The sequence below is a fragment of the Flavobacterium pectinovorum genome (assembly GCF_006438875.1).
In the GTDB taxonomy this organism is placed as follows: Bacteria; Bacteroidota; Bacteroidia; order Flavobacteriales; family Flavobacteriaceae; genus Flavobacterium; species Flavobacterium pectinovorum_A.
The window spans coordinates 211,034-231,078 of sequence record NZ_RCZH01000009.1; the positions used below are offsets into that span (position 1 = coordinate 211,034).

15 protein-coding genes are annotated in these 20,045 nt (G+C 33.6%); 5 read left to right on the forward strand and 10 right to left on the reverse strand.

What is annotated here, in order from left to right; translation table 11 throughout:
• Positions 1-38: 38 nt before the first annotated feature.
• Both kynU and EAH81_RS15265 read left to right on the forward strand, forming a co-directional pair.
• The gene (gene kynU / locus EAH81_RS15260; RefSeq protein WP_140508608.1) at positions 39-1,316 is read left to right on the forward strand and encodes a kynureninase; all 1,278 of its coding nucleotides are present in this window, start codon (positions 39-41) and stop codon (positions 1,314-1,316) included.
• Between the two features lie 355 nt (positions 1,317-1,671).
• Positions 1,672-2,100 carry a glycine zipper family protein gene (locus tag EAH81_RS15265; RefSeq protein WP_140508610.1) on the forward strand — a complete coding sequence of 143 codons (429 nt, stop codon included), beginning with the start codon at positions 1,672-1,674 and terminating at the stop codon, positions 2,098-2,100.
• Between the two features lie 63 nt (positions 2,101-2,163).
• Here EAH81_RS15265 and EAH81_RS15270 read toward each other — a convergent pair whose 3' ends face one another.
• Complete coding sequence (locus EAH81_RS15270) at positions 2,164-3,975, reverse strand: hypothetical protein (RefSeq protein ID WP_140508612.1); 1,812 nt, start codon at positions 3,973-3,975, stop codon at positions 2,164-2,166.
• A gap of 212 nt (positions 3,976-4,187) precedes the next feature.
• A complete protein-coding gene (locus EAH81_RS15275; RefSeq protein WP_140508614.1) occupies positions 4,188-5,750 on the reverse strand; it encodes a hypothetical protein in 1,563 nt (520 codons plus the stop codon).
• A gap of 117 nt (positions 5,751-5,867) precedes the next feature.
• Between EAH81_RS15275 and EAH81_RS15280 the strand changes: the two genes are divergently transcribed.
• Entirely contained in the window at positions 5,868-8,258 is a 2,391-nt protein-coding gene (locus tag EAH81_RS15280) for a penicillin acylase family protein (protein ID WP_140508616.1), read from the forward strand.
• A 317-nt stretch (positions 8,259-8,575) separates the two neighbouring features.
• Here the strand turns inward: EAH81_RS15280 and EAH81_RS15285 are convergent, their stop codons facing one another.
• The 7 genes from EAH81_RS15285 to EAH81_RS15315 all read right to left on the reverse strand — a co-directional run bounded on the left by EAH81_RS15285 (position 8,576) and on the right by EAH81_RS15315 (position 15,393).
• A complete protein-coding gene (locus EAH81_RS15285) occupies positions 8,576-9,025 on the reverse strand; it encodes a hypothetical protein (protein ID WP_140508618.1) in 450 nt (149 codons plus the stop codon).
• 205 nt (positions 9,026-9,230) lie between these two features.
• Positions 9,231-10,688: a serine hydrolase gene (locus EAH81_RS15290; RefSeq protein WP_140508620.1), complete on the reverse strand. Its 1,458-nt coding sequence runs from the start codon at positions 10,686-10,688 to the stop codon at positions 9,231-9,233.
• Between the two features lie 227 nt (positions 10,689-10,915).
• Entirely contained in the window at positions 10,916-11,383 is a 468-nt protein-coding gene (locus tag EAH81_RS15295; RefSeq protein WP_241676571.1) for a nuclear transport factor 2 family protein, read from the reverse strand.
• 32 nt (positions 11,384-11,415) lie between these two features.
• Positions 11,416-12,945, reverse strand: a complete 1,530-nt coding sequence (locus EAH81_RS15300; RefSeq protein WP_140508622.1) for a serine hydrolase — start codon at positions 12,943-12,945, stop codon at positions 11,416-11,418.
• Positions 12,946-13,024: 79 nt separating this feature from the next.
• The gene (locus EAH81_RS15305) at positions 13,025-13,831 is read right to left on the reverse strand and encodes a helix-turn-helix transcriptional regulator (RefSeq protein WP_140508624.1); all 807 of its coding nucleotides are present in this window, start codon (positions 13,829-13,831) and stop codon (positions 13,025-13,027) included.
• 37 nt (positions 13,832-13,868) lie between these two features.
• Positions 13,869-14,702: an alpha/beta fold hydrolase gene (locus tag EAH81_RS15310; RefSeq protein ID WP_140508626.1), complete on the reverse strand. Its 834-nt coding sequence runs from the start codon at positions 14,700-14,702 to the stop codon at positions 13,869-13,871.
• 85 nt (positions 14,703-14,787) lie between these two features.
• Positions 14,788-15,393: a GNAT family N-acetyltransferase gene (locus EAH81_RS15315; RefSeq protein WP_140508628.1), complete on the reverse strand. Its 606-nt coding sequence runs from the start codon at positions 15,391-15,393 to the stop codon at positions 14,788-14,790.
• 488 nt (positions 15,394-15,881) lie between these two features.
• Here EAH81_RS15315 and EAH81_RS15320 point away from each other — a divergent pair, with 488 nt between their 5' ends.
• Positions 15,882-17,222 (forward strand): FAD-dependent oxidoreductase, encoded by a 1,341-nt coding sequence (locus tag EAH81_RS15320; RefSeq protein WP_140508630.1) that lies wholly within the window; start codon positions 15,882-15,884, stop codon positions 17,220-17,222.
• An 80-nt stretch (positions 17,223-17,302) separates the two neighbouring features.
• Here EAH81_RS15320 and EAH81_RS15325 read toward each other — a convergent pair whose 3' ends face one another.
• Positions 17,303-18,820 carry a helicase HerA-like domain-containing protein gene (locus EAH81_RS15325; RefSeq protein ID WP_140508632.1) on the reverse strand — a complete coding sequence of 506 codons (1,518 nt, stop codon included), beginning with the start codon at positions 18,818-18,820 and terminating at the stop codon, positions 17,303-17,305.
• Between the two features lie 379 nt (positions 18,821-19,199).
• On the opposite strand from EAH81_RS15325, the gene EAH81_RS15330 reads away from it, so the two are divergent.
• Entirely contained in the window at positions 19,200-20,024 is an 825-nt protein-coding gene (locus EAH81_RS15330) for a MotA/TolQ/ExbB proton channel family protein (protein ID WP_140508634.1), read from the forward strand.
• Positions 20,025-20,045: the final 21 nt, after the last annotated feature.

Genomic DNA, 20,045 nt, shown 5'->3' on the forward strand with positions numbered 1-20,045 from the left:
AAAACTATTTCTTATTTTTACGGCTCAAAACAAAACAGATGACTTTTCAAAATACACGCGAATTCGCACGAGAACTTGATTCGCAAGACACATTAAATCACTATCAGGATCAATTTATTTTTCCGAAAGTAAATGACAAACGGGTTATTTATTTTACAGGAAACTCTTTAGGATTACAACCAAAACGTACCAAAGCGTATATTGATGAAGTAATGAACGATTGGGCAGATCTTGCTGTTGAAGGACATTTTTACGCCAACAAACCGTGGTGGGATTATCAGGAAAGATTTGCTGAGCCATTAAGCAAAGTAGTTGGTGCTTTGCCATCAGAAGTTACGGTAATGAATACTTTGACGGTGAATCTTCATTTGTTGATGGTTTCTTTTTATCAGCCAAAAGGGAAACGTTATAAAATTATCTGCGAAGAAAAAGCATTTCCATCAGATCAATATATGTTTCAGAGTCAGGTTCATTTTCACGGTTATAAAACAGAAGATGCGATTGTAGAAATCAAGCGCCGTGAGGGAGAACATAATATTCGTCTCGAAGATGTTTTGGCAAAAATTGAAGAAGTTGGCGATGAATTGGCTTTGGTTTTAATTGGAGGTGTAAACTATTATACCGGACAAGTTTTCGACATTAAAACAATTACTGAAGCAGGTCAAAAACAAGGTGCAAAAGTAGGTTGGGATTTAGCACACGCTGCCGGAAATATCAAACTGCAATTACATGATTGGAATGTAGATTTTGCTGCGTGGTGCAGTTATAAATACATGAATTCCGGGCCGGGAAATGCTTCCGGTTGTTTCGTTCATGAAAAACACCATAATAATCCTGATTTACCTCGATTTGCAGGTTGGTGGGGACATAATAAAGAACGCCGTTTTAAAATGGAACCAACTTTTGATCCGGTTCACGGAGCAGATGGTTGGCAAATTAGTAATTTACCAGTACTTTCTTTAGCGCCGTATTTGGCTTCAGTAGAAATGTTCGCAGAAGTTGGTATGGATGCTTTAATTGCTAAAAGAGATAAAATCACAGCTTATTTAGAATTCATCTTGCATGAAATCGATAAAGAAGTAAAAGGAAATTTCGAAATAATCACACCATCAAACCCTAGTGAAAGAGCGTCTCAATTATCTGTTTTTTTACATGGAGAAGGAAGAAGCTTATTTGATTATTTAATGAAAAACGGAGTAATTACAGATTGGAGAGAACCTAATGTTATTCGTCTGGCGCCAGTTCCTCTTTATTGTTCTTATGAAGATATGTATGATTTCGGTCAGATATTAAAATATGGAATTTTAGGAAAGTAAAAGCGAATTAATCTCGCAAAGTAGCAGAGTCGCAAGTTTTTTTATTTTAAAGCCACAGATTATCAGGATTAAAAAGATTAAAAAAAATCTGCTCGATCTGCTAAATCTGCGTGAAACAAAAAACTTTGCGACTTTGCGACTTTGCGAGATTTTTTTTAATATGTAAAAATCTGCGTGAAACAAAACAGCATTAAAAAAAATCCGTTTAAATCCGTGTTTTGCTTTAGCAATCCGTTTCATCCGCGTTCAAACTCATTACATATTCTAATTCTGTAACCTTTCTTCGAAATCATGTAACCACAACAAGATAAAGCGACCCTAACTTTGTAGTGTATAAATTTTTAAAACTACAATCATGAAAAGCTTATGTATTTTACTAGTTGCTTTATCTGTCATTTCTTGTCAAAATCAAGGGAAAGTAGATATTAATAAGGCAAAACAAGCTAGCATTGATTCGATGAAAGTTGAGATCAATAGACAAAAAGTCATTGATTCGATGAGAACGGAAATGGCAAATTTAAGAGAAGAAAAGAGAACGGAATCTCAAAAAGTTGTAGTAGTACATCAACAAGCTGATGGAACTGCAACAACAACTACAACCAAAAAGAAAGGTTGGAGTAATACCGCTAAGGGAGCCGTAATTGGCGCCGGAGTTGGAGCTGTTACCGGAGCTGTTATCAGTAAGAAAAAAGGTGAAGGAGCCATAATTGGTGGTTTAGCCGGAGCTGCTGTTGGTACTGGAACAGGTGCAATCATTGACGGAAGTAAAAAGAAAAAAGAATAGATAGTAAAGATCTGCCACAATAATAAAACCCCGATTCAGAATTGTGAATCGGGGTTTCTATTTTTATACTAGTGCCAAAGTCGGAATCTTAATTGCGGCTAATTCTAATTTATAAAAATCAAAGTCATTTTTAATCTTATATATATCTGCTGCAAAATAACTTGATGGAGAAAGTAAAGTTTGATAATATTCAATTCCTTCGAGAATATTGGCTTTAAAAGTATTCCATTTTTTGAGTTGAGAATTGGTGATATCTCCAGAAATAGTATCAATTTCATTTCTAAAATAATCAACGTACATTTTTAATTCTTTCACAAAAACATTTGGCCTGTTATCAGTTCTTATAATTGATTTATTTCCATAAATATGACCCAACATATCAGACAAGGAAACTTCTTGGTCAAAATACGCCATATTAGGCCCAGGACAAATAACAACGCCTTGAGCTTGTCCTTTTATTTGAATATCATTTTCTAAATATGCGGCATTAGCTAATCCAACACATAAACATGATTTTTCGGTAATAGCAAATTTTGTCTTTTCGAAAACCGGAGTAGACATTGTATCTTTTACAATTTCTAGTTCTTCGAGTTTTAAATCCTGGAATTTTTTCGAAGCTGTGCAAATTCCTTGTGGATCGTATTCTTTGCTTAAAGCAAGGAATTTTTTAGGACAAGAACTTCCGGCTTTATTTTGCTCAATTCTTTTTTGTTTTAAAATTTCATTTGTAGTTCCTCTCAAAGTATTAAACGGAACTCCCAAAGGTGAAATGTGACTTAAATATAAATCCTTTTCTGTAGCATTTATCAATAATTCGCGGGTTGCTTTATCAACAGAAGTTGCTTCGGGAACCAATAAAAATGGAGATCCCCAACCTACAGAATCTACTTTGTAATTTTCTAATAGAAATTCATGTTCTTCGGCAGTTCCTACGCCGCCCTGAACGGTAATTTTAAGCGGTAAAGGATTTTCAGGAGTGTGAAGTTGTTTTTGCTGTAATACTTTTATCATCAGCTCATGTGCCGATTGAATAAGCTGATCCCTTTTTTGTTTGAATTCTTCCAGAATTGGACCTAATAAAAGTCCGTCTGTAGCAAAAGCGTGTCCACCGCAATTGAGTCCGGATTCAATTCTGTATTCTGAAACCCAAAGACCTTTTTTTGCTAAAAAGTTTCCCTGAATCATTGCCGATCTAAAGTCGCTTACTTTTAAGATGATTTTCTTTTTGAGTTCATTATTTTGATTTGGAAAGAAATCAGGAAAATTCTCAAAATAACTAAACAATCTCGGATTCATTCCTGCAGAAAGTACAACCGAGGATTCCAGATTACTATTGGCAAAACCTCTTAAAGCCGCATGAGCATCATTAAACTCAATAGGAAGCTGTTCGTTTTTGTCGAAATTATCTTTATCAAGTTTGGTCATGATATTCACATCGATTAAACCGGCAGAAAGATGTGATTCGATATAACTCTGAATATTTTCTTTGAAAGAAATTCCATCTTCAAGCAAATTCTGAAAACCTTTTTTGATGTCTGACGAATTAGGTAACATCGCAATATAATTTTCAACAGCAGTTTTGCTTTCTGCTAATTCAGTTTTAAAATTGTCGAATTTTTGTTTTACAATCTTGTCAACTAAATTAAGATAAGATGTGATTCTTTCCGCTCTGTAATCCTGAAATTTCTGACTGATCTCTTCGTAAGGGAAATTGAATTTGGTGCTGTAAAAATTACGCATCTTTTCAATTAAATCATCATCGGCGATAGAAACCACAGATGAAATACCAAATTGTGCCACTCTTATTGGGCTGTCAATCGTATATGCAAGTCCCATAACGGGAATATGAAAAGTGTGTAAAGGTTTTTTTGACATTTGTTTTCTAATTAAAATAAAAGCAAATGTTGGAAAAAGAATTTACCTAAAACATGATAAGTGTCATGTTTTAAAATGATTGAAAAATGGTCGCCACGAATTTCACGAATTTACACTAATTTTTAGTTGTATTGGTTTAAAAAGAATTCGTGCTAATTCGTGAAATTGCTTCGTCTGTTCGCCATCGCTCGGGTCGTGGCGAAAAAAATAATCTAAATCAAAATCTTTTTTAAAGACTCTGCGATGCTTCTCCATAGAAAATTGTAGAATGACTTTTCGGGAATGCGATCCAATTCAACGTCAGCTTTTTTGCTTTTATCGCCAGAGTCATTTTTCAGCAATAAATTAGCAACGGCTGTTTTTAGTTTGGCCTCTTTTTCACGATCTTTCTTTTTAAATAATTTTACTTTTAGATCTTCATAATCAAGTATTGCATTTCCTTTGGCGCTATCGTCATTTCCGTAAAAATTAAAATGATATTTATTAAATTTCCCTGTGAAGGTTGTGTTTATATAAGGTTTTGTAAATCTTTCCATTGCCGCGACATTAAAATTCGAGATCGTTCCCTGAATATGAAAGCTGTCTTTTTGATCAAGAACATTAAAATTCCAATTGACGTTTAAAGGTGACGTTTTCATGAACAGACAATTGACTTTGATTTTTACATCGGCCATTTTTTTGAGACCGAAACCACTTTTGATGTTTGTTACCTGCATATTAAAACGGTCGAAATTTAAAATGCCGGGACCTTTCGAAAAATCAATTTCTTCTTCATAAACCAATTTCGATTTAAGAATTTGTATCGTATCGATTTGAAGCGGAAATTTAATTTTGCGAAGTAATGCATTGTAGAGATATTTTTTACTCAAATCATCTTTCGGCATTTTGTTGCGATAAATATTAGCGTCAACATGATGGGCAACAATTGAATTTGCTTTAAAAAAGAAACGTTCATTTTTAAAACCCCAATCCATTTTTTCAATATCTGCCGAATCAAGTTTTATCGTGTAAATGTCTTTTTCTTTCTCTAGTTTTGGAACAAATTCTTTGCGGGTAAATTCGGGTAAATAAGAGAAATTCGTAACTCGTAAAAAGCTGTTTTCTGTACTGATTTTACCAATATTCAGATGATAAAACACATTTGGCTTGTAATACAAACTATCACAGACCAAATAATATTTTTCGAAGTGCATCGGAATTTTTTCTTTCAATGTAGCATCAGTGATTAATATGCCTTCAAGTTTCAGGATAATGTTTTTGATGCTAAAAATGGGTTTACTGGTTTTCAGAGAAACCACGTCGACACTTCCTTCGTTGAGGTAAATGTTGGAGACGGCAATAATTTTCCGAAAAGGCTCAATGATTTCAGTTTGAATGCTTTTGCGATTGTTTATAAGCTTTTCGTCTTTTTTGTACAAAATCACTCTGGCTTTGTTGATTGTAATGCTTTCGGCCTGAATAATATCGTGAAAAGCCAGATCCCAAATATTAAAATGTTTAATAGTGATGGATTCTATTTTGGAGTAAATACCAGTTTTTGTTTTGGTGTTTTTTGGTTGGTTTTTGGGATGAACCAATAAAGTCTGCGCATTGATATCTCTGGACCAAAGCGAGACTTCAATTTTTTCGTAATTAATATTATAAGCCGTTTTGTTTTTCTCGTGTATAATGATTGGTAATTGTTTTTTTATCCAATAATTGAGACCAATATTGACTAAAATCACAAAAAGAAAGAGAGAAATTACAACTATTGCTATTTTTTTATAGACAGACATTTATAGTATTGATTTTAAATACATAAATTTAGACTTTTAAAAGCGGTGTTCCTTACAGGATTTAAACATTAAGTTACATCATTACAGAATCATTTATCATTATACGTTTTTATAAATATGAGAAAAATTAAAAAAATACTGCTGGTTCTATTGGTGTTGATTGTTGTTCTTGGAATAGGTTTATGTGCCTATATCTTTCATTTGAAACCCAAATATGAGGGAGAAGTTCAGTTGAAAAATCTCGAGAAAGAAACTACGGTATATTTTGATGATTTTGGTGTGCCCCATATTTATGCTGATTCTGAAAAAGATGCTATGACGGCTTTGGGTTATGTTCATGCGCAGGAAAGATTGTGGCAAATGGAATTGCTTCGCAGAATTGCACCCGGAAGATTGTCTGAAATTTTTGGATCTGTTGCGCTTAAAAATGATAAGTTTTTCTCCGGAATTGGTATCGAAGAAGCTTCGGCGAAAGCCATTGCCAAATTAGATAAAAACAGTCAGAGTTATAAAATGACAATAGCTTATCTGGATGGAATTAATCAATATTTAGAAGAAGGTCCAACGCCGGTCGAGTTTACTTTGGTTGGAGTAAAAAAGGAAAAATTTACTATAAAAGACGTTTATAATATTTTTGGATATATGTCATTTAGTTTTGCAATGGCACAAAAAACAGACCCTTTATTGACTTTTGTCCGTGATAAATATGGAGCCGAATATTTGAAAGATTTAGGAATTGAAGGTGAATTTAATACGACGAGAATTAAGATTTCTAAAGAGAATATGGAAGAATACACTACGATTTCAAAATCTGTAGCGGCATTGTTGGATAATTCGCCAATTCCTCCATTTGTTGGAAGTAATAGTTGGGTTGCGGAACCCAATAAAACTAAAAGCGGAAAGGTAATTTTTGCAAATGATCCGCATATTGGTTTTTCACAGCCGGCAACTTGGTACGAAGCACATTTAGTTACGCCAGATTTTGAATTATACGGCTGTTATTTAGCCGGAACTCCATATCCGTTACTAGCTCATAATCGTAATTATGCTTATGGATTGACCATGTTCGAAAACGATGATATTGATTTTTATCAGGAAAAAAATAAAGCAGGAGATCCAAACCAATATCAAACGCCAACAGGTTTTGCAACTTATGAAACCAGAAAAAAGACAATCAAAGTAAAAGATACTTTGGATGTGGTTTTGACGGTTAAATCAAGCCGACACGGACCAATTATGAATGATGTTTTAGATCGTTTGGACAAGAAAAATCCAATTGCAATGTCATGGATTTACACGCAACAACCTATCCAAATTTTAGATGCCGTCTATGGACTTTCGCATGCTAAAAGCAAAGACGATTTTAGAAAAGCAGTTCAATTGGTTGCTGCGCCGGGATTAAATGTAATGTATGGCGATGCTAAAGGAAATGTAGCTTGGTGGGCAACAGGAACACTTTATAAACATGATAAAGGAGTGAATTCATTTCTTATTTTGGATGGTGCAAGCGGTAAAGATGATATTAAGGAATATCTTGATTTCTCAAAGAATCCATCATCTGAAAATCCGAAGTGGGGTTATGTTTATTCGGCAAACAATCAGCCGGAAGCAATTGATGGTTATTTATATCCGGGATATTATTTGCCTGAAGATCGAGCCAAAAGAATTTCCGGTTTAATGGATGCAAAATCAGATTGGGATAAAGAAGCGATTAGTAAAATGATTTTTGATAATACTTCTCCAATTGCGCCAGGCGTGGTTAAGAGTTTAATTTCGAATGTAAATAGTAGTTCACTTTCGTCAAAAGAAAAAGAAGCTATCGAAGTTTTGAAATCATGGAAAGGAACCAATAATTTGGAAGATGTTGGTCCAACGATTTACAATAAATGGATTTATTTATATCTAAAAAATACTTTTGAAGATGAAATGGGTTCTGAAAATCTTGCTTTATTTCTGGATACCTCTTTAGGCAAACAAATTATTGCGAGACAAATTGAGAATGAAAACTCAGTTTGGTGGGATAATATTAAAACCAAAAACGTAAAAGAAACCAGAAGTGAAATTGTTTCAAAATCTTTCCATGAAGCTGTAGCGGCACTTCAGACACAATTAGGAACTCAGGTTGCTGATTGGAATTGGGGAAAAGTGCATACAGTTGAACACGAACATCCGTTAGGGAAAGTAGCAGCATTACGTAAATTATTCAACGTTGGTCCTTTTGCAGATCCGGGTTCAAATGAAGTTATAAACAATCAGTTTTTCGGATTTAATAAAGAAGGGAAATATTATGTAAAAGGTGGACCTTCAACAAGAAGAATCGTCGATTTCTCAGATATCGAAAACAGTTGGAGTATTCTGCCAACCGGACAATCCGGAAATCCGTTTAGTAAACATTATAGCGATCAGGCGGAAATGTACAATGCCGGAAAATTCAGAAAAATGAAATTGAATAAAGAAGAGATTATAAAAACATCAACTAAATTGGTTTTTAAGCCGAAAAGGGAGTAGGTTTTTTTGTTTCGGGATTTTGAAGTTTCAAGTTTCAGGTTTCAAGTTTTTGGCTTGTGTGGTTTTACCGCAAAGCACGCAAAGTTTTTTTGCAGAGTTTCGCAAAGGGTTTGCGTTTTACTGCAAAGAGCACAAAGGTTTCGGCTTACCTAATCTTTGTCAAAGTTTAAACTTTGACAAAGATTTGAAGACCTCAGAACCTCAGAACCTCAGAACCTCAGAACCTCAGAACCTCAGAACCTCAGAACCTCAGAACCTCAGAACCTCAGAACCTAAAAAAAACCTTTGTTCCTCTGAACCTCTGCAACTTTGAACCTTTACTTAGAAATATATCTCCCACGAACAACATCATTGGCAAATATCTCTAAATTATATGCAAGCGCATCGTTAGTTGTCATTGCATTTGCAGTTTGAAAGGCTGTGTCTTTTTGATATGTTTTTAATAAAGTTTCCAGGTCTATTTCGTTATAAAACGCAAACATATTATAAACCGCATCTTTGAAGTTTTTATAATTGATGCTTTCTGTTGTTTCAAGCGTTTTTTGATCGTTCCATTTTTCTGCTGTAGCGGCTTCGTTTATGGTTGTCAGGCAAAAATCTATGACATAATTTTTGTAATGTGCTGCATCAACAATTTTGTCAATGATGATTTTATTTTGTTGTGTTGGCATTGCTACTTTTGGTGCAGATGTTTGAGAAATAGCAACAAAAGGAATAAACATGCATACTAGTAACACTAAAAGAGTTTGCTTCTTTAATTTTTTCATAGGTTATAAATTGGTATAAATTACAGCTGCAACAGTTGTAATTTTAGATTTGTTTTGGCAGTGCTAAAATAGTTTTTTTATAATAAATATGGAATCAGAAAATGAGATTTCACATAAAAAAACTCCGATAATTTTGGTGATAAACCAGAACTATCGGAGTTAGTAAGATTAGGATTACCGTCCTTGAATACTTATCTTATAAAGATTATTTTTTAGTAAGTTCTTCAAGAACTTTTTTTCCGCTTTCGTTTTTTGGATTCAGTTCCAGTGATTTCTTGTAATTTGCAATAGCGAGCGTTTTATCTCCATCGGCTAAATAAGCTTCACCTAAACTATCATAAGTATTACCTGATTTAGGGAAAGTATCTACATTAATTTTAAAAATCTCGATAGCTTCTTTCTTTTTTCCGGATTGTAATAATTGATAGCCTACCTGATTCATATCTTCTTCTTTTATGCCATAAGTAGGATCAGTTTTTAATTTTTTATAAGTACTAGTTCCTGTAGCTAATCCTTGATTTGTATATACATCGAGCAATTCAAATGCCATTGATTTTTTGGGCTGATTAAAAGGCTGATTGTATAAAATTGCTCTAATTGCCTCATTCATTTCGCCTAAAACAGTTCCGCCTGTATTGTTTAACAGTACAACAAGATTTTTATTAGCAGGAATACGGGAGAGAACAGTATTAAACCCATTGATTCCTCCGCCATGTTCAATAATTCTCACCTTATCTTTGGCTCCGATTTTTACTTCACTCGTAAACCATCCATATCCATAACTTTCTTCTCCTCCGCCTATCGGAATATAAGCTTTGAACATAGAATCCATTGATTGCTGTGAAAGCAATTTAGTTGTATAAAGTGCTTGATCCCATAAGTACAAATCTTCTACAGTAGAATATAAAGATCCTGCGGCATACGGAATACTCATATCAATATAGGAAGCGTTGACGATAACTTTACCATGTTTTTCATAACCGGCAGCTCTGTTTTTCAATATAATATCGCTGTGATCGTAACCTGTATTGACCATTTTTAGAGGAGTAAAAATGATTTCCTGTAAATATTGTTCGTATGATTTTCCTGTGATTTTTTCGATAATATATCCCAATACAAAATAACCTGAATTACTGTAACTGAATTTTTCGCCTGGTGTAAATTCTAATGGCAGATTTGAGAACGTTTTTACAAATTCTTCCGGACTATAGGGGTTTCTACTTAGATCTTTATAGAAATTTGGGAAAGAAGTAAAATTTGGAATTCCTGAAGTATGCGTAAGTAAATTATGAATCGTTATTTTATCACCATTTGCTTTTGGATAATCCGGTAAATAAGTGGTGATAGGAACGTCAAGTTTTATTTTGCCTTCTTCGACCAGTTTAATAATTAGAAGCGAGGTAAATTGTTTACTTACAGATCCTAATCTGAATTTTGTGTCGGGTTGATTCGGAATATCCCATTCCATATTGGCTGAGCCATATCCTTTTTTGAAAATAATTTTTCCATTTTCGGAAACAAGTGCAGATCCGTTAAACTGTCCATACTCATTGTATTTGGTCAATAATTGGTCAATTTGTTTTGCCTTGTCCTGTGCTGATAAATTGATGGTAAACAGTTGCACAAAAAGACAAACTGCAATTAGTTTGATTGAATTTTTCATTTTGATTGATAATTAGTAATAAGGTTAATGAAACGTTTTTTGATTTGATGACTGAAACTTTTTTAAACGTTTGTAATCTAATTTATTAGACGAAATTACAAATTAAAGCGATACTTTTTGATGAGACTCTAATCTTAATAGACGACAAAAGTTTTATTTGGTTTCAGTTTTAATCACTTTTTTTTCAAATACCTTAATTACTATGGAATTATTTCACTTTTTAAATACTATTTTTTAATAGGTCTGTGTTCATAACTCACAATTCGTTTTAATTTCCAATCATTATCTTTTCGTTCCCAGATATGAATAAATTTCCCTGTTCCTTCCGGTTTTCCATCAATATAGAAGGTATGTTCACCTATTTGTACGGCGCCAAAATCTCCTAATTTGTCAATTGTACAGGAATTTAATTTTCTGGTCAATTTTTCAGTTCGTTCACATTTAGCCAATAACGATTTTATTTCATTAGGTTTAGACGTGCTCAATCCGGATCGATCATCATAGAATTCGACATCATCGGCTATTATTTTTTTGAAAAGTGCCGCATCACATTGATTAAATGCAACATCAAAAAGCAAACTATCCATTTTGATAATTTCAGTTTTTAGAAGATCCATTTTTAGAACATCACTATTTGTTTGTGCTGTTACTTGTCTGCTTAAGAACAACATAAAAAGGATTAGTATATTTATCATAGGTGCCATAGTTGTGATTTTGTTTGTGTTTCTCATTTTGTTTCGATATCAATTATTTTTTGACCATTTTCGCCCAAATAATGAGCAACTATTTTTTCGTAAACCTTATAACCATCGTCAACATTGGTAAAAATAACAATACCTTGTTTCGTCTTTGGAAGCAATAAAAAGATGGTTTGAACACCTTTATCCGCTCCGCCGTGTGATAATGCATAATCATTGTTTCCTAAATCATAGATTTCAAATCCAAGACCAAAGTATTTGTTTTTCTTAGTTTCAACCTGATGCGCTGTCATGTCGTCAAAAACTTTTTTGCTCAATCCGTCGCTATTCATTACACTGCATAAAAACGTTCCGTAGTCTTTAATTGTCGTTAATAAATCGTCGGCAGCGTTTGCGGTTTTGTTTTTTGTTGGCTCGTAGGCATTTCCTTTATTGTCGTAACCAATGGCGTATCTTGAAAGATCTACTTTATCATTCCAGATCATTTGCGTATCTGTCATTTTTAGAGGTTGAAAAATTAATTCATCTGCTAATTGATCTAATGTTTTATGGAATTTTTTTTCTAATGCTTTTCTCAAATATTCTAATCCTTCACCAGAATATTGATATTTTGTTCCGGGTTTAAATTTAAAATCAAGTTTACCGGATTCGTTCATATACCTCCAATTTGGGAAACCAGTTTGATGACTCAGAATAATTCTTGTTGTTAATAGTTTCGTATTTGGATCATTTGCAATATCCGGATCTGTCCAATATTTGTAAAGCGGTTCTTCAAGATCCCATTTTCCTGCACTTACTAGTTTTAAAATTACGATTGCTGTTACGGGTTTTGTCAGAGAAGCAACATTCCAAATGGTGTTGTATGGCGCTGCGACACCTTTTTTAAGTTCTCCGAAGACTTTTATTTCCTGTAGTTTTCCGTCATTGATAACGCCAATTCCTAAAGTTGGAATATTATTTTGTATCAGCCATTTTTTTATTTCCTGATCATTATCAAAAATGTCTGATTTTGTTCCTGCGGTATTAACAGTTTGATGATCATAGCTAAAAGATCTTCTTAGTTTCCAAATACCGTTTTCTAAAAGCCAAACATGTGTAAATCGTGCAGTGCTGCCAAACTTTTCTTTCGCATCTGCAAAAGATTCATTTTTCCCAATTGATTTTTCATAAAACTGATGGATTCCCATTTGCATTGCGCCATATAGAACACCTTTGTTGTATAATGGATAAATTTCGGTGCTGTTTGGTACTAAATATCTTCGGGCTTTATAGGTTTCTGTTGAACGGCACAATCCTTTTTTGAGATTGACTAAAAACATAGCTTTGTCAGAAGGACCATCTTTATCATGATAAAATTCAAAGTTGTCACTAAAAAGATTTTCAAACTGAGAAATGTCGCAAGTATTAAAGCCAATATTAAAAAGAAGACTATCTCTCGACATAATAGTTTTGTATAGTTCTGAGTTTTTTTCTTCCTGAGATAATCCAATTTGAAATTGGAAGAGTAGAATACCAATTAAAATTGTTTTTAATTGGAAAAATGATGTATTGATTTTCATTTTGTGATTGATTTGATTGATTGATGATTTTGCAATATTAGTTTAATCGTCACTCATAAAATTGTACAAATGCGAAATCTTATCTTTTTTTTGAAAGAAAATACAAACTTGAATTGAACGTTTTTGGAGTTGTTTTAGTCACATCTTTAAACTTTTTTATAAAATGCGACTGATCAAAATATTTATTATAAAGCGCAACATCGGTCAGACTGAGTTTATCCAAATTTGAATTCACCATTTGATCAACTGATTTTCTGAATTTCAGAATTTGAATGTAATTTTTAATCGTAAGTCCGGTTGCTGATTTAAATCTAATTTGTAACAATCTTTGCGAAACCTTTAGACTTTTCCCGATTTCCGAAACTGTAATTTCTTCGTTGTGAAGTTTTATAATCTCACAGATTTTTTCGATTGAATTTTTAATTGGATTTGAAAAGCTTAATTCCTCAAAATAATTATTTATGATATTTAGTAATTCTGAAATATCACTGTTTAATCCCGAATCAATTTTAGCTTTGAAAGGTAATTCGGTTGGATCGATTTTGAGAATAGCATCTGAAAAATTGCTCAAATCATATTTTGGAAACATCGAAAGTGTCCACGCATGCAGCTGAATTATTGTAACTTTAGTTTTAGGCTGAATATTAACCAAAACTTTATTGGTCATTTGCGAACAGAAGTAGAATCCTTCGCTCATCGTGTATTTGTTTTTGCTTGTATGAACCTCAATAGCATTTCCGCTAACGATTGCCAGATTAAAACAACCGTTAGGTAGAACGAGTTTGTTTTCGATCAGGCTTTCGCCGATACTGTTATCCAAACACCAAATTTTGTTGACAAACCGTTCACAATTTTCGCTTACATAATATTCTGAATATAGGTTCATTTTGAGATTATTATGTTTTTGAATAATTGTTTGACTCTTATTTTTTTCCTGTAAATAATTCTACACTGGATGTTTTCTTAAACGGATCTTTGAAGAAACTCATTAAAACTAAATTAAAAAGCTCTGGTTTTTCATAAGCACCAAAATGAGTGGCGCCCGGCATTACAAAAAAGTTAGAGTTTTCGATATTATTGAAGATTTTAATCGAATGTTCTAATCTTATAGCATCTCTGTCGCCCGACATAATTAAAACGGGACATTTTATCTTTTGCAAATCTTTCTCAGTAATGTTAGGCTGATAAGCTAATAAAGTATAGAGATTTTTGGTATGAGGGTCTTTTGTTGCTTTTAAGGTATCAAGTACCATTTGATCAATTTCGTTAAAGATTGCTTTTTTACCAGGAAATATATTAGCGCCAAAAGTAGCGACTTTGGCTGTTTTATCAGGATGGTTAATTGCTAGTAAAAGACCAAGAATTCCCCCATCGCTTTGTCCCCAAACATTAGCGTTTTTAATTTTTAGTGAATCTAATAAAACACTAACATCATTAGCCATTTGAACATAATTCAATTGCTTTTTTGAATCGTCAATAGATTTTCCATGACCTCTGCTATCAATAGCTATAACCTGAAAGGTTTGTTTGAAATATTCAATTCTACGTGCGTGACCTTTAATAGAACCTCCATTTCCGTGAAGTAAAACCAGAGGTTCACCAGTTCCGTAAATCTCATAATACATTTTAAAACCATTGATTTCCTTGTAGTGTCCGGCTTCCGGATTGTTTCCGTATGGAATTTTAATTTCTGTTTGCGCAGCAATTTCTCCAAAAGTCAATAAGAGGATGGCGAATAGAAGGATTAATTTTTTCATGTGATTGTGATTGATTGATGATTTCTGGAGTAATTAGCTATGATATTACTCAAGGCTAAAATACTATTTTTTTCTTAGTTATACTCTAGTCATTCGTTTTGCTAAATTCGTCAAAATAGTCTCGCTTAGTAGCTTCCCATTCTTCGAAAATCACACTATAATAAACGTCATCTTTACTTATTCCTTCAGAATCAACATAATTGTTTCTAAAAATTCCTTCTTTAATTGCGCCCAACTTTTCAATAGCTCTTTGCGATTTTTTATTTTCAAGATCAGCACTGAATTGTATTCTTTTGAATTGTATGTTTTCGAAACCAAAGTTTAGTAATTCATATTTGCAGGCTTTGTTTAAACCTGTTCCCTGAAATGTTGTTCCGTACCAAGTCCAGCCAATTTCGCATTTTTGGCTTGCATGATTTAGATATCCGTAACGGGTGCTTCCGGCAACTTTGTTACTGGCTTTGTCAATGATTAAAAACGGATAACAAATTCCGTCGGCTTTTTGTTTTAAGGTGCTTTGAATGTAGTTTTCGAAGTCATTATCGTTTCGAACGTACATTCCCATATATTTCCAGATCTCATCGTCAAAAATGATTTCTTTGAGTTCGATATTTCTTTCGTTTTCAATAGGAAGTAATAACACTTTTTCATTTTCTAAGATGATGTTTGATTGTAATAGTTCGCTTTTCATGGGATTTATTTGGTTATAGTTTTGCCGCAAAGTCACAAAGACACAAAGTTTTAGCACAATATTGTCATTTCGACGTAAGGAGAAATCACACACGTAATTCTACAAAGATTGGCGATTTTGTTTGCGGAGCTTCTAGTGTGATTTCTCCTTACGTCGAAATGACAAAAAATGCGACTCACGAGATTATATCTTCAACGAAAATACGCTTTTTCGGATTTCTAATAAATCATTAAAAACAGGATTTTGTTATGAAAACGAGTGTTGCATGAGGGATAGAAACGGCATCTCCCGATTTAGAAAAACAAGGCTTTTTAGCCGTAGTTTTTGTTAATCGGGAATACAGTGGATCCCGAAGTTTCGGGACGACCCGCTCCCGAGGCTTCGGGATGAACGGGTCATGCACATATAAATCATAAATATTTCCTTTATTTTTAAGCTCTTGTAGATTTATTACTTATTTTTACGATCTTATATTTAGATTTTTCTTGATGCAAACTTCACTAAAAATTGCTGTTGTTGGTTCTGGATTAGTAGGATCACTATTGGCAATTTATCTTAAAAAAGCAGGTCACACCGTTCATGTTTATGATCGTAGTCCTGATATTCGCAAAATTAATTTTTCGGGTCGTTCTATTAATCTGGCTATGTCTAATCGGGGTTGGAAAGCACTTGATGGCGTTGGTGTTGGTGATTCGGTTCGTGAAATCGCGATTCCGATGGGCAAACGTGCCATTCATTTGGTTGATAAGCTCAATTTTCAGAATTACGGGCAAGAAGGGGAGTCGATTTATTCGATTTCAAGAGGAACCCTGAATCGGAAAATGATTGATCTTGCTGAAGAAGCCGGAGCGGATTTTTTGTTTGACCAAAAAATCTGGGATGTGACGCTGAGTGATGCAACTTTGCATATAGGCGAAACCGAAAGAGGCGAGTGGGAGGAGAAAAAATACGATATGGTTTTTGGTGCCGATGGTGCTTTTTCGAGAATAAGACACAGAATGCAACGCCAAAGCATGTTTAATTATTCGCAGGAATTTTTGAATATGGGATATAAGGAGTTAAACATTCCTGCAAATGCTGACGCTACTCATAAATTAGATAAAAATTCATTTCATATCTGGCCACGTGGCGAATACATGTTGATTGCGCTTCCTAATTTAGACGGAAGTTTTACGTGTACTTTGTTTATGCCTTTTGAAGGGAAAAATTCTTTTGCTTCATTGACGGATCGTAAAATGGTAGAAGATTTCTTTACGAAAAACTTTCCGGATTCAATTGAGGTGATTCCAAAATTAGCAGAAGATTTCTTTAAGAATCCAACAAGTACTTTGGTAACAATGAAGTGTTTCCCGTGGACGTATGAGGATAAAATTGCTTTGATTGGAGATGCCTGTCATGCTATTGTTCCTTTTTACGGACAAGGAATGAATGCAGGTTTTGAAGATATTACGGTTTTGAACGAAATGATTGAAAAATATGGAGACGATTGGAAAAAGATTTTCTCTGAATACCAAATCTCACGTAAACCAAATGCCGATGCTATTGCAGAGCTTTCGTATCGCAATTTCATGGAAATGAGTACAAAAACTGCCGATGAAAAATTCTTACTCCAAAAGAAAATAGAAAAAGCATTCTCTGACAAACACCCTGATAAATGGATTCCGCTTTATAGTCGTGTGACCTTTAGCGATCGTCCTTATACAGAAGCTTTGGCAATTGGCGATTTCCAAAACGAAATTATGGAACAGGTTTTACGAACGGATAATATAGAAAACATCTGGAACACTCCTGAAATCGAAAATAAGATCCTGGAGTTGTTGCAAAAATAAAAATCAATGTCAATTACAATATCAAAAATCAATTTAAAATTTGACATTGATATTGTAATTGATTTTTGATATTGTTGTTTTTATTTCTTGAACATTTTTGATAATACTCCAAAAACTCCTCTGATAAAAGTAGCGCTAGTTACGACTTTCAATACTGATTTTCCAACAACACTTGCTGTGCTGGGTTCTGATTTTGAAGATCTCGTTGGTGCTTGTTCTTCCTGTTCTGCACTGGCTTGTATTGCATCAGCAATTTTTTTGTTTAGCATTTCATAGGCACTGTCACGATCAATTTCTTCAATATATTTTTTAACGAGCTTCGATTTGTTATTTATCTCTTCGATTTCGTCAGCAGTCAAGATATCCATTCGGCTCATTGGTGCGCGCATCATCGTTGCTACAAGAGGTGTTGGGATTCCTTTTTCGTTCAGAGCTGTAACCAAAGCTTCACCAATTCCTAAATTAGTCAGTAATTCGTCTGTTTTATAATAAGGAGAAGTAGGATAATTATCAGCAGTCTTTTTTATTGCCTGTCTGTCATTTGCAGTAAAAGCCCTAAGCGCGTGTTGAATTTTTAATCCTAGTTGAGCCAAAACACCACTTGGAACATCCATTGGATTTTGAGTTACAAAATAAATACCCACACCTTTAGAACGAATCAATTTTACAATAGTTTCAATTTGTTCTAACAATGCTTTGCTGGCTTCGTTAAAAATCAAATGCGCTTCGTCAATAAAAATGACCAATTCAGGTTGTTCAGCATCTCCTTTTTCGGGCATTTTCTGGTAAATTTCGGCTAGTAAACTCAACATAAAAGTCGAGAATAATTTGGGTTTATCCTGAATATCTGTCAAACGAATGATATTTACGTATCCTTTTCCGTTTTCATCAATACGCATCAAGTCATCGGTTTCAAAAGAGGTTTCTCCAAAAAACAGGTCACCGCCTTGTTGTTCCAGTTCAATTATTTTTCTTAGAATAGTTCCGGTTGTTGCAGTTGAAATCTTGCCATAACTCTCTGAAATTTCATCTTTGCCTTCTTCTGTAATATAATTAATGACTTTTTTAATGTCTTTTAAATCAAGTAAAGGCATTTGGTTATCATCACAATATTTGAAAATTACAGATACAACTCCTGCCTGAGTGTCATTTAAATCTAAAATTCGGGAGAATAATACTGGACCAAATTCCGAAACCGTTGCGCGCAAGCGTACTCCGTTTTGCTTAGATAAAGACATTAGTTCAACCGGAAATGAAGATACATTATAAGGTATATTTATTTTTGCATGTCGCTCAGTAATAAACGCTTCCTCTTTTCCTTCTTTGGCAATTCCGCTGAAGTCTCCTTTTATGTCCATCATTAAAACCGGGATCCCTGCATTTGAGAGCTGTTCAGAAAAAACTTGTATTGTCTTTGTTTTTCCGGTTCCCGTTGCGCCTGCGATTAAACCATGACGGTTTAATGTTTTTAGAGGAATTTTCACGTGTGCCTCAGCAACAGGTTCACCGTCTAAAATGGCGCCTCCTAAAATAATACTATCGCCTTTGGATAAATATCCATTGTTTATATCTTGAATGAAATTCTCTTTTTTATTCATGTTTTTATTTGTAATTTAGATGATTATAAGAGTATTGCTCTATATTTTAACATTTTTAGGTTGTTTTTTTTAGTAGGAAAAAGCTTTTTTCGATTTAAAATAAAACAAAAAATAATTTCGCAACTTTTTAAGAAGATATCAAAGGAATGTTTGAATATTTACTAAAACGTTGTAATTTTCCCATTAATCGTCCTGTTTTTTGTTTTATCTAAAAAAGGAAGTGGGCAATTTAATGAGATATTTTTTAAATTGACGTTAAATTTCCTTCAATAAAATTAAAAAAAGTTTTTTTATTTAAACTAAACGTATAAATTTGCTCCTCTACAAGTTAAATATAACTAAAAAATAAAATTATTTAAAACTATTAAAATTAAAAAAAATGGCAAACGTTAAAGTTAAAAAAGAAAGCACTTCAAATGGAGGAGGAATGATTACTGGAATCATTATTGTTGCGTGTATTTTAGTTGGGGTGTTTATTTGGAAAGTAATCATGGGAGATGCGTCTAACTTCGAGGGTGGTAACCCAGAAACAGGGCACCCGATCAATACATTAGGTCAAGTATATAAAGGAGGTTTCATCGTACCAGTATTATTAGGTATGTTTTTAATGGTTGTTGTTTTTTCTATTGAAAGATTTATCGTTATCGGTAAAGCTGCTGGTAAAGCTAACTTAGATGCATTTATGAAAAATGTACAAGCTAGTATTAAAGAAGGAAACATCGAGGCTGCTATCGCTTCATGTGACAAACAACAAGGTTCAGTTGCAAATGCAATTAAATCTGCTTTGATTAAATATCAAGATGTTAAAAAAGAAGGTTTCAACAGTGAAGAAGCTGCAGAAGTAATCCACAAAGAAATCGAAGAGGCAACTTCATTAGAAATGCCAATGTTAGAAAAAAACATGACTATTATCTCTACTTTAGTATCATTAGGAACTTTAGGTGGATTATTAGGAACTGTATCAGGTATGATTAAAGCGTTTGGTGCGTTAGCTTCTGCTGGAACTCCTGACCAAGCTGCTCTTGCAACAGGTATTTCTGAGGCACTTATCAACACTGCAACAGGTATCTCTACTTCTATTTTAGCTATTGTTTCTTATAACTTCTTTACTGCTAAAATTGATGATTTAACTTACTCTATCGATGAGGCTGGTACTACAATCGTGAATACTTACAGAAGATTCAGAGGAAGTTTGAAACAATAATTAATTTTTGATATTTAATAA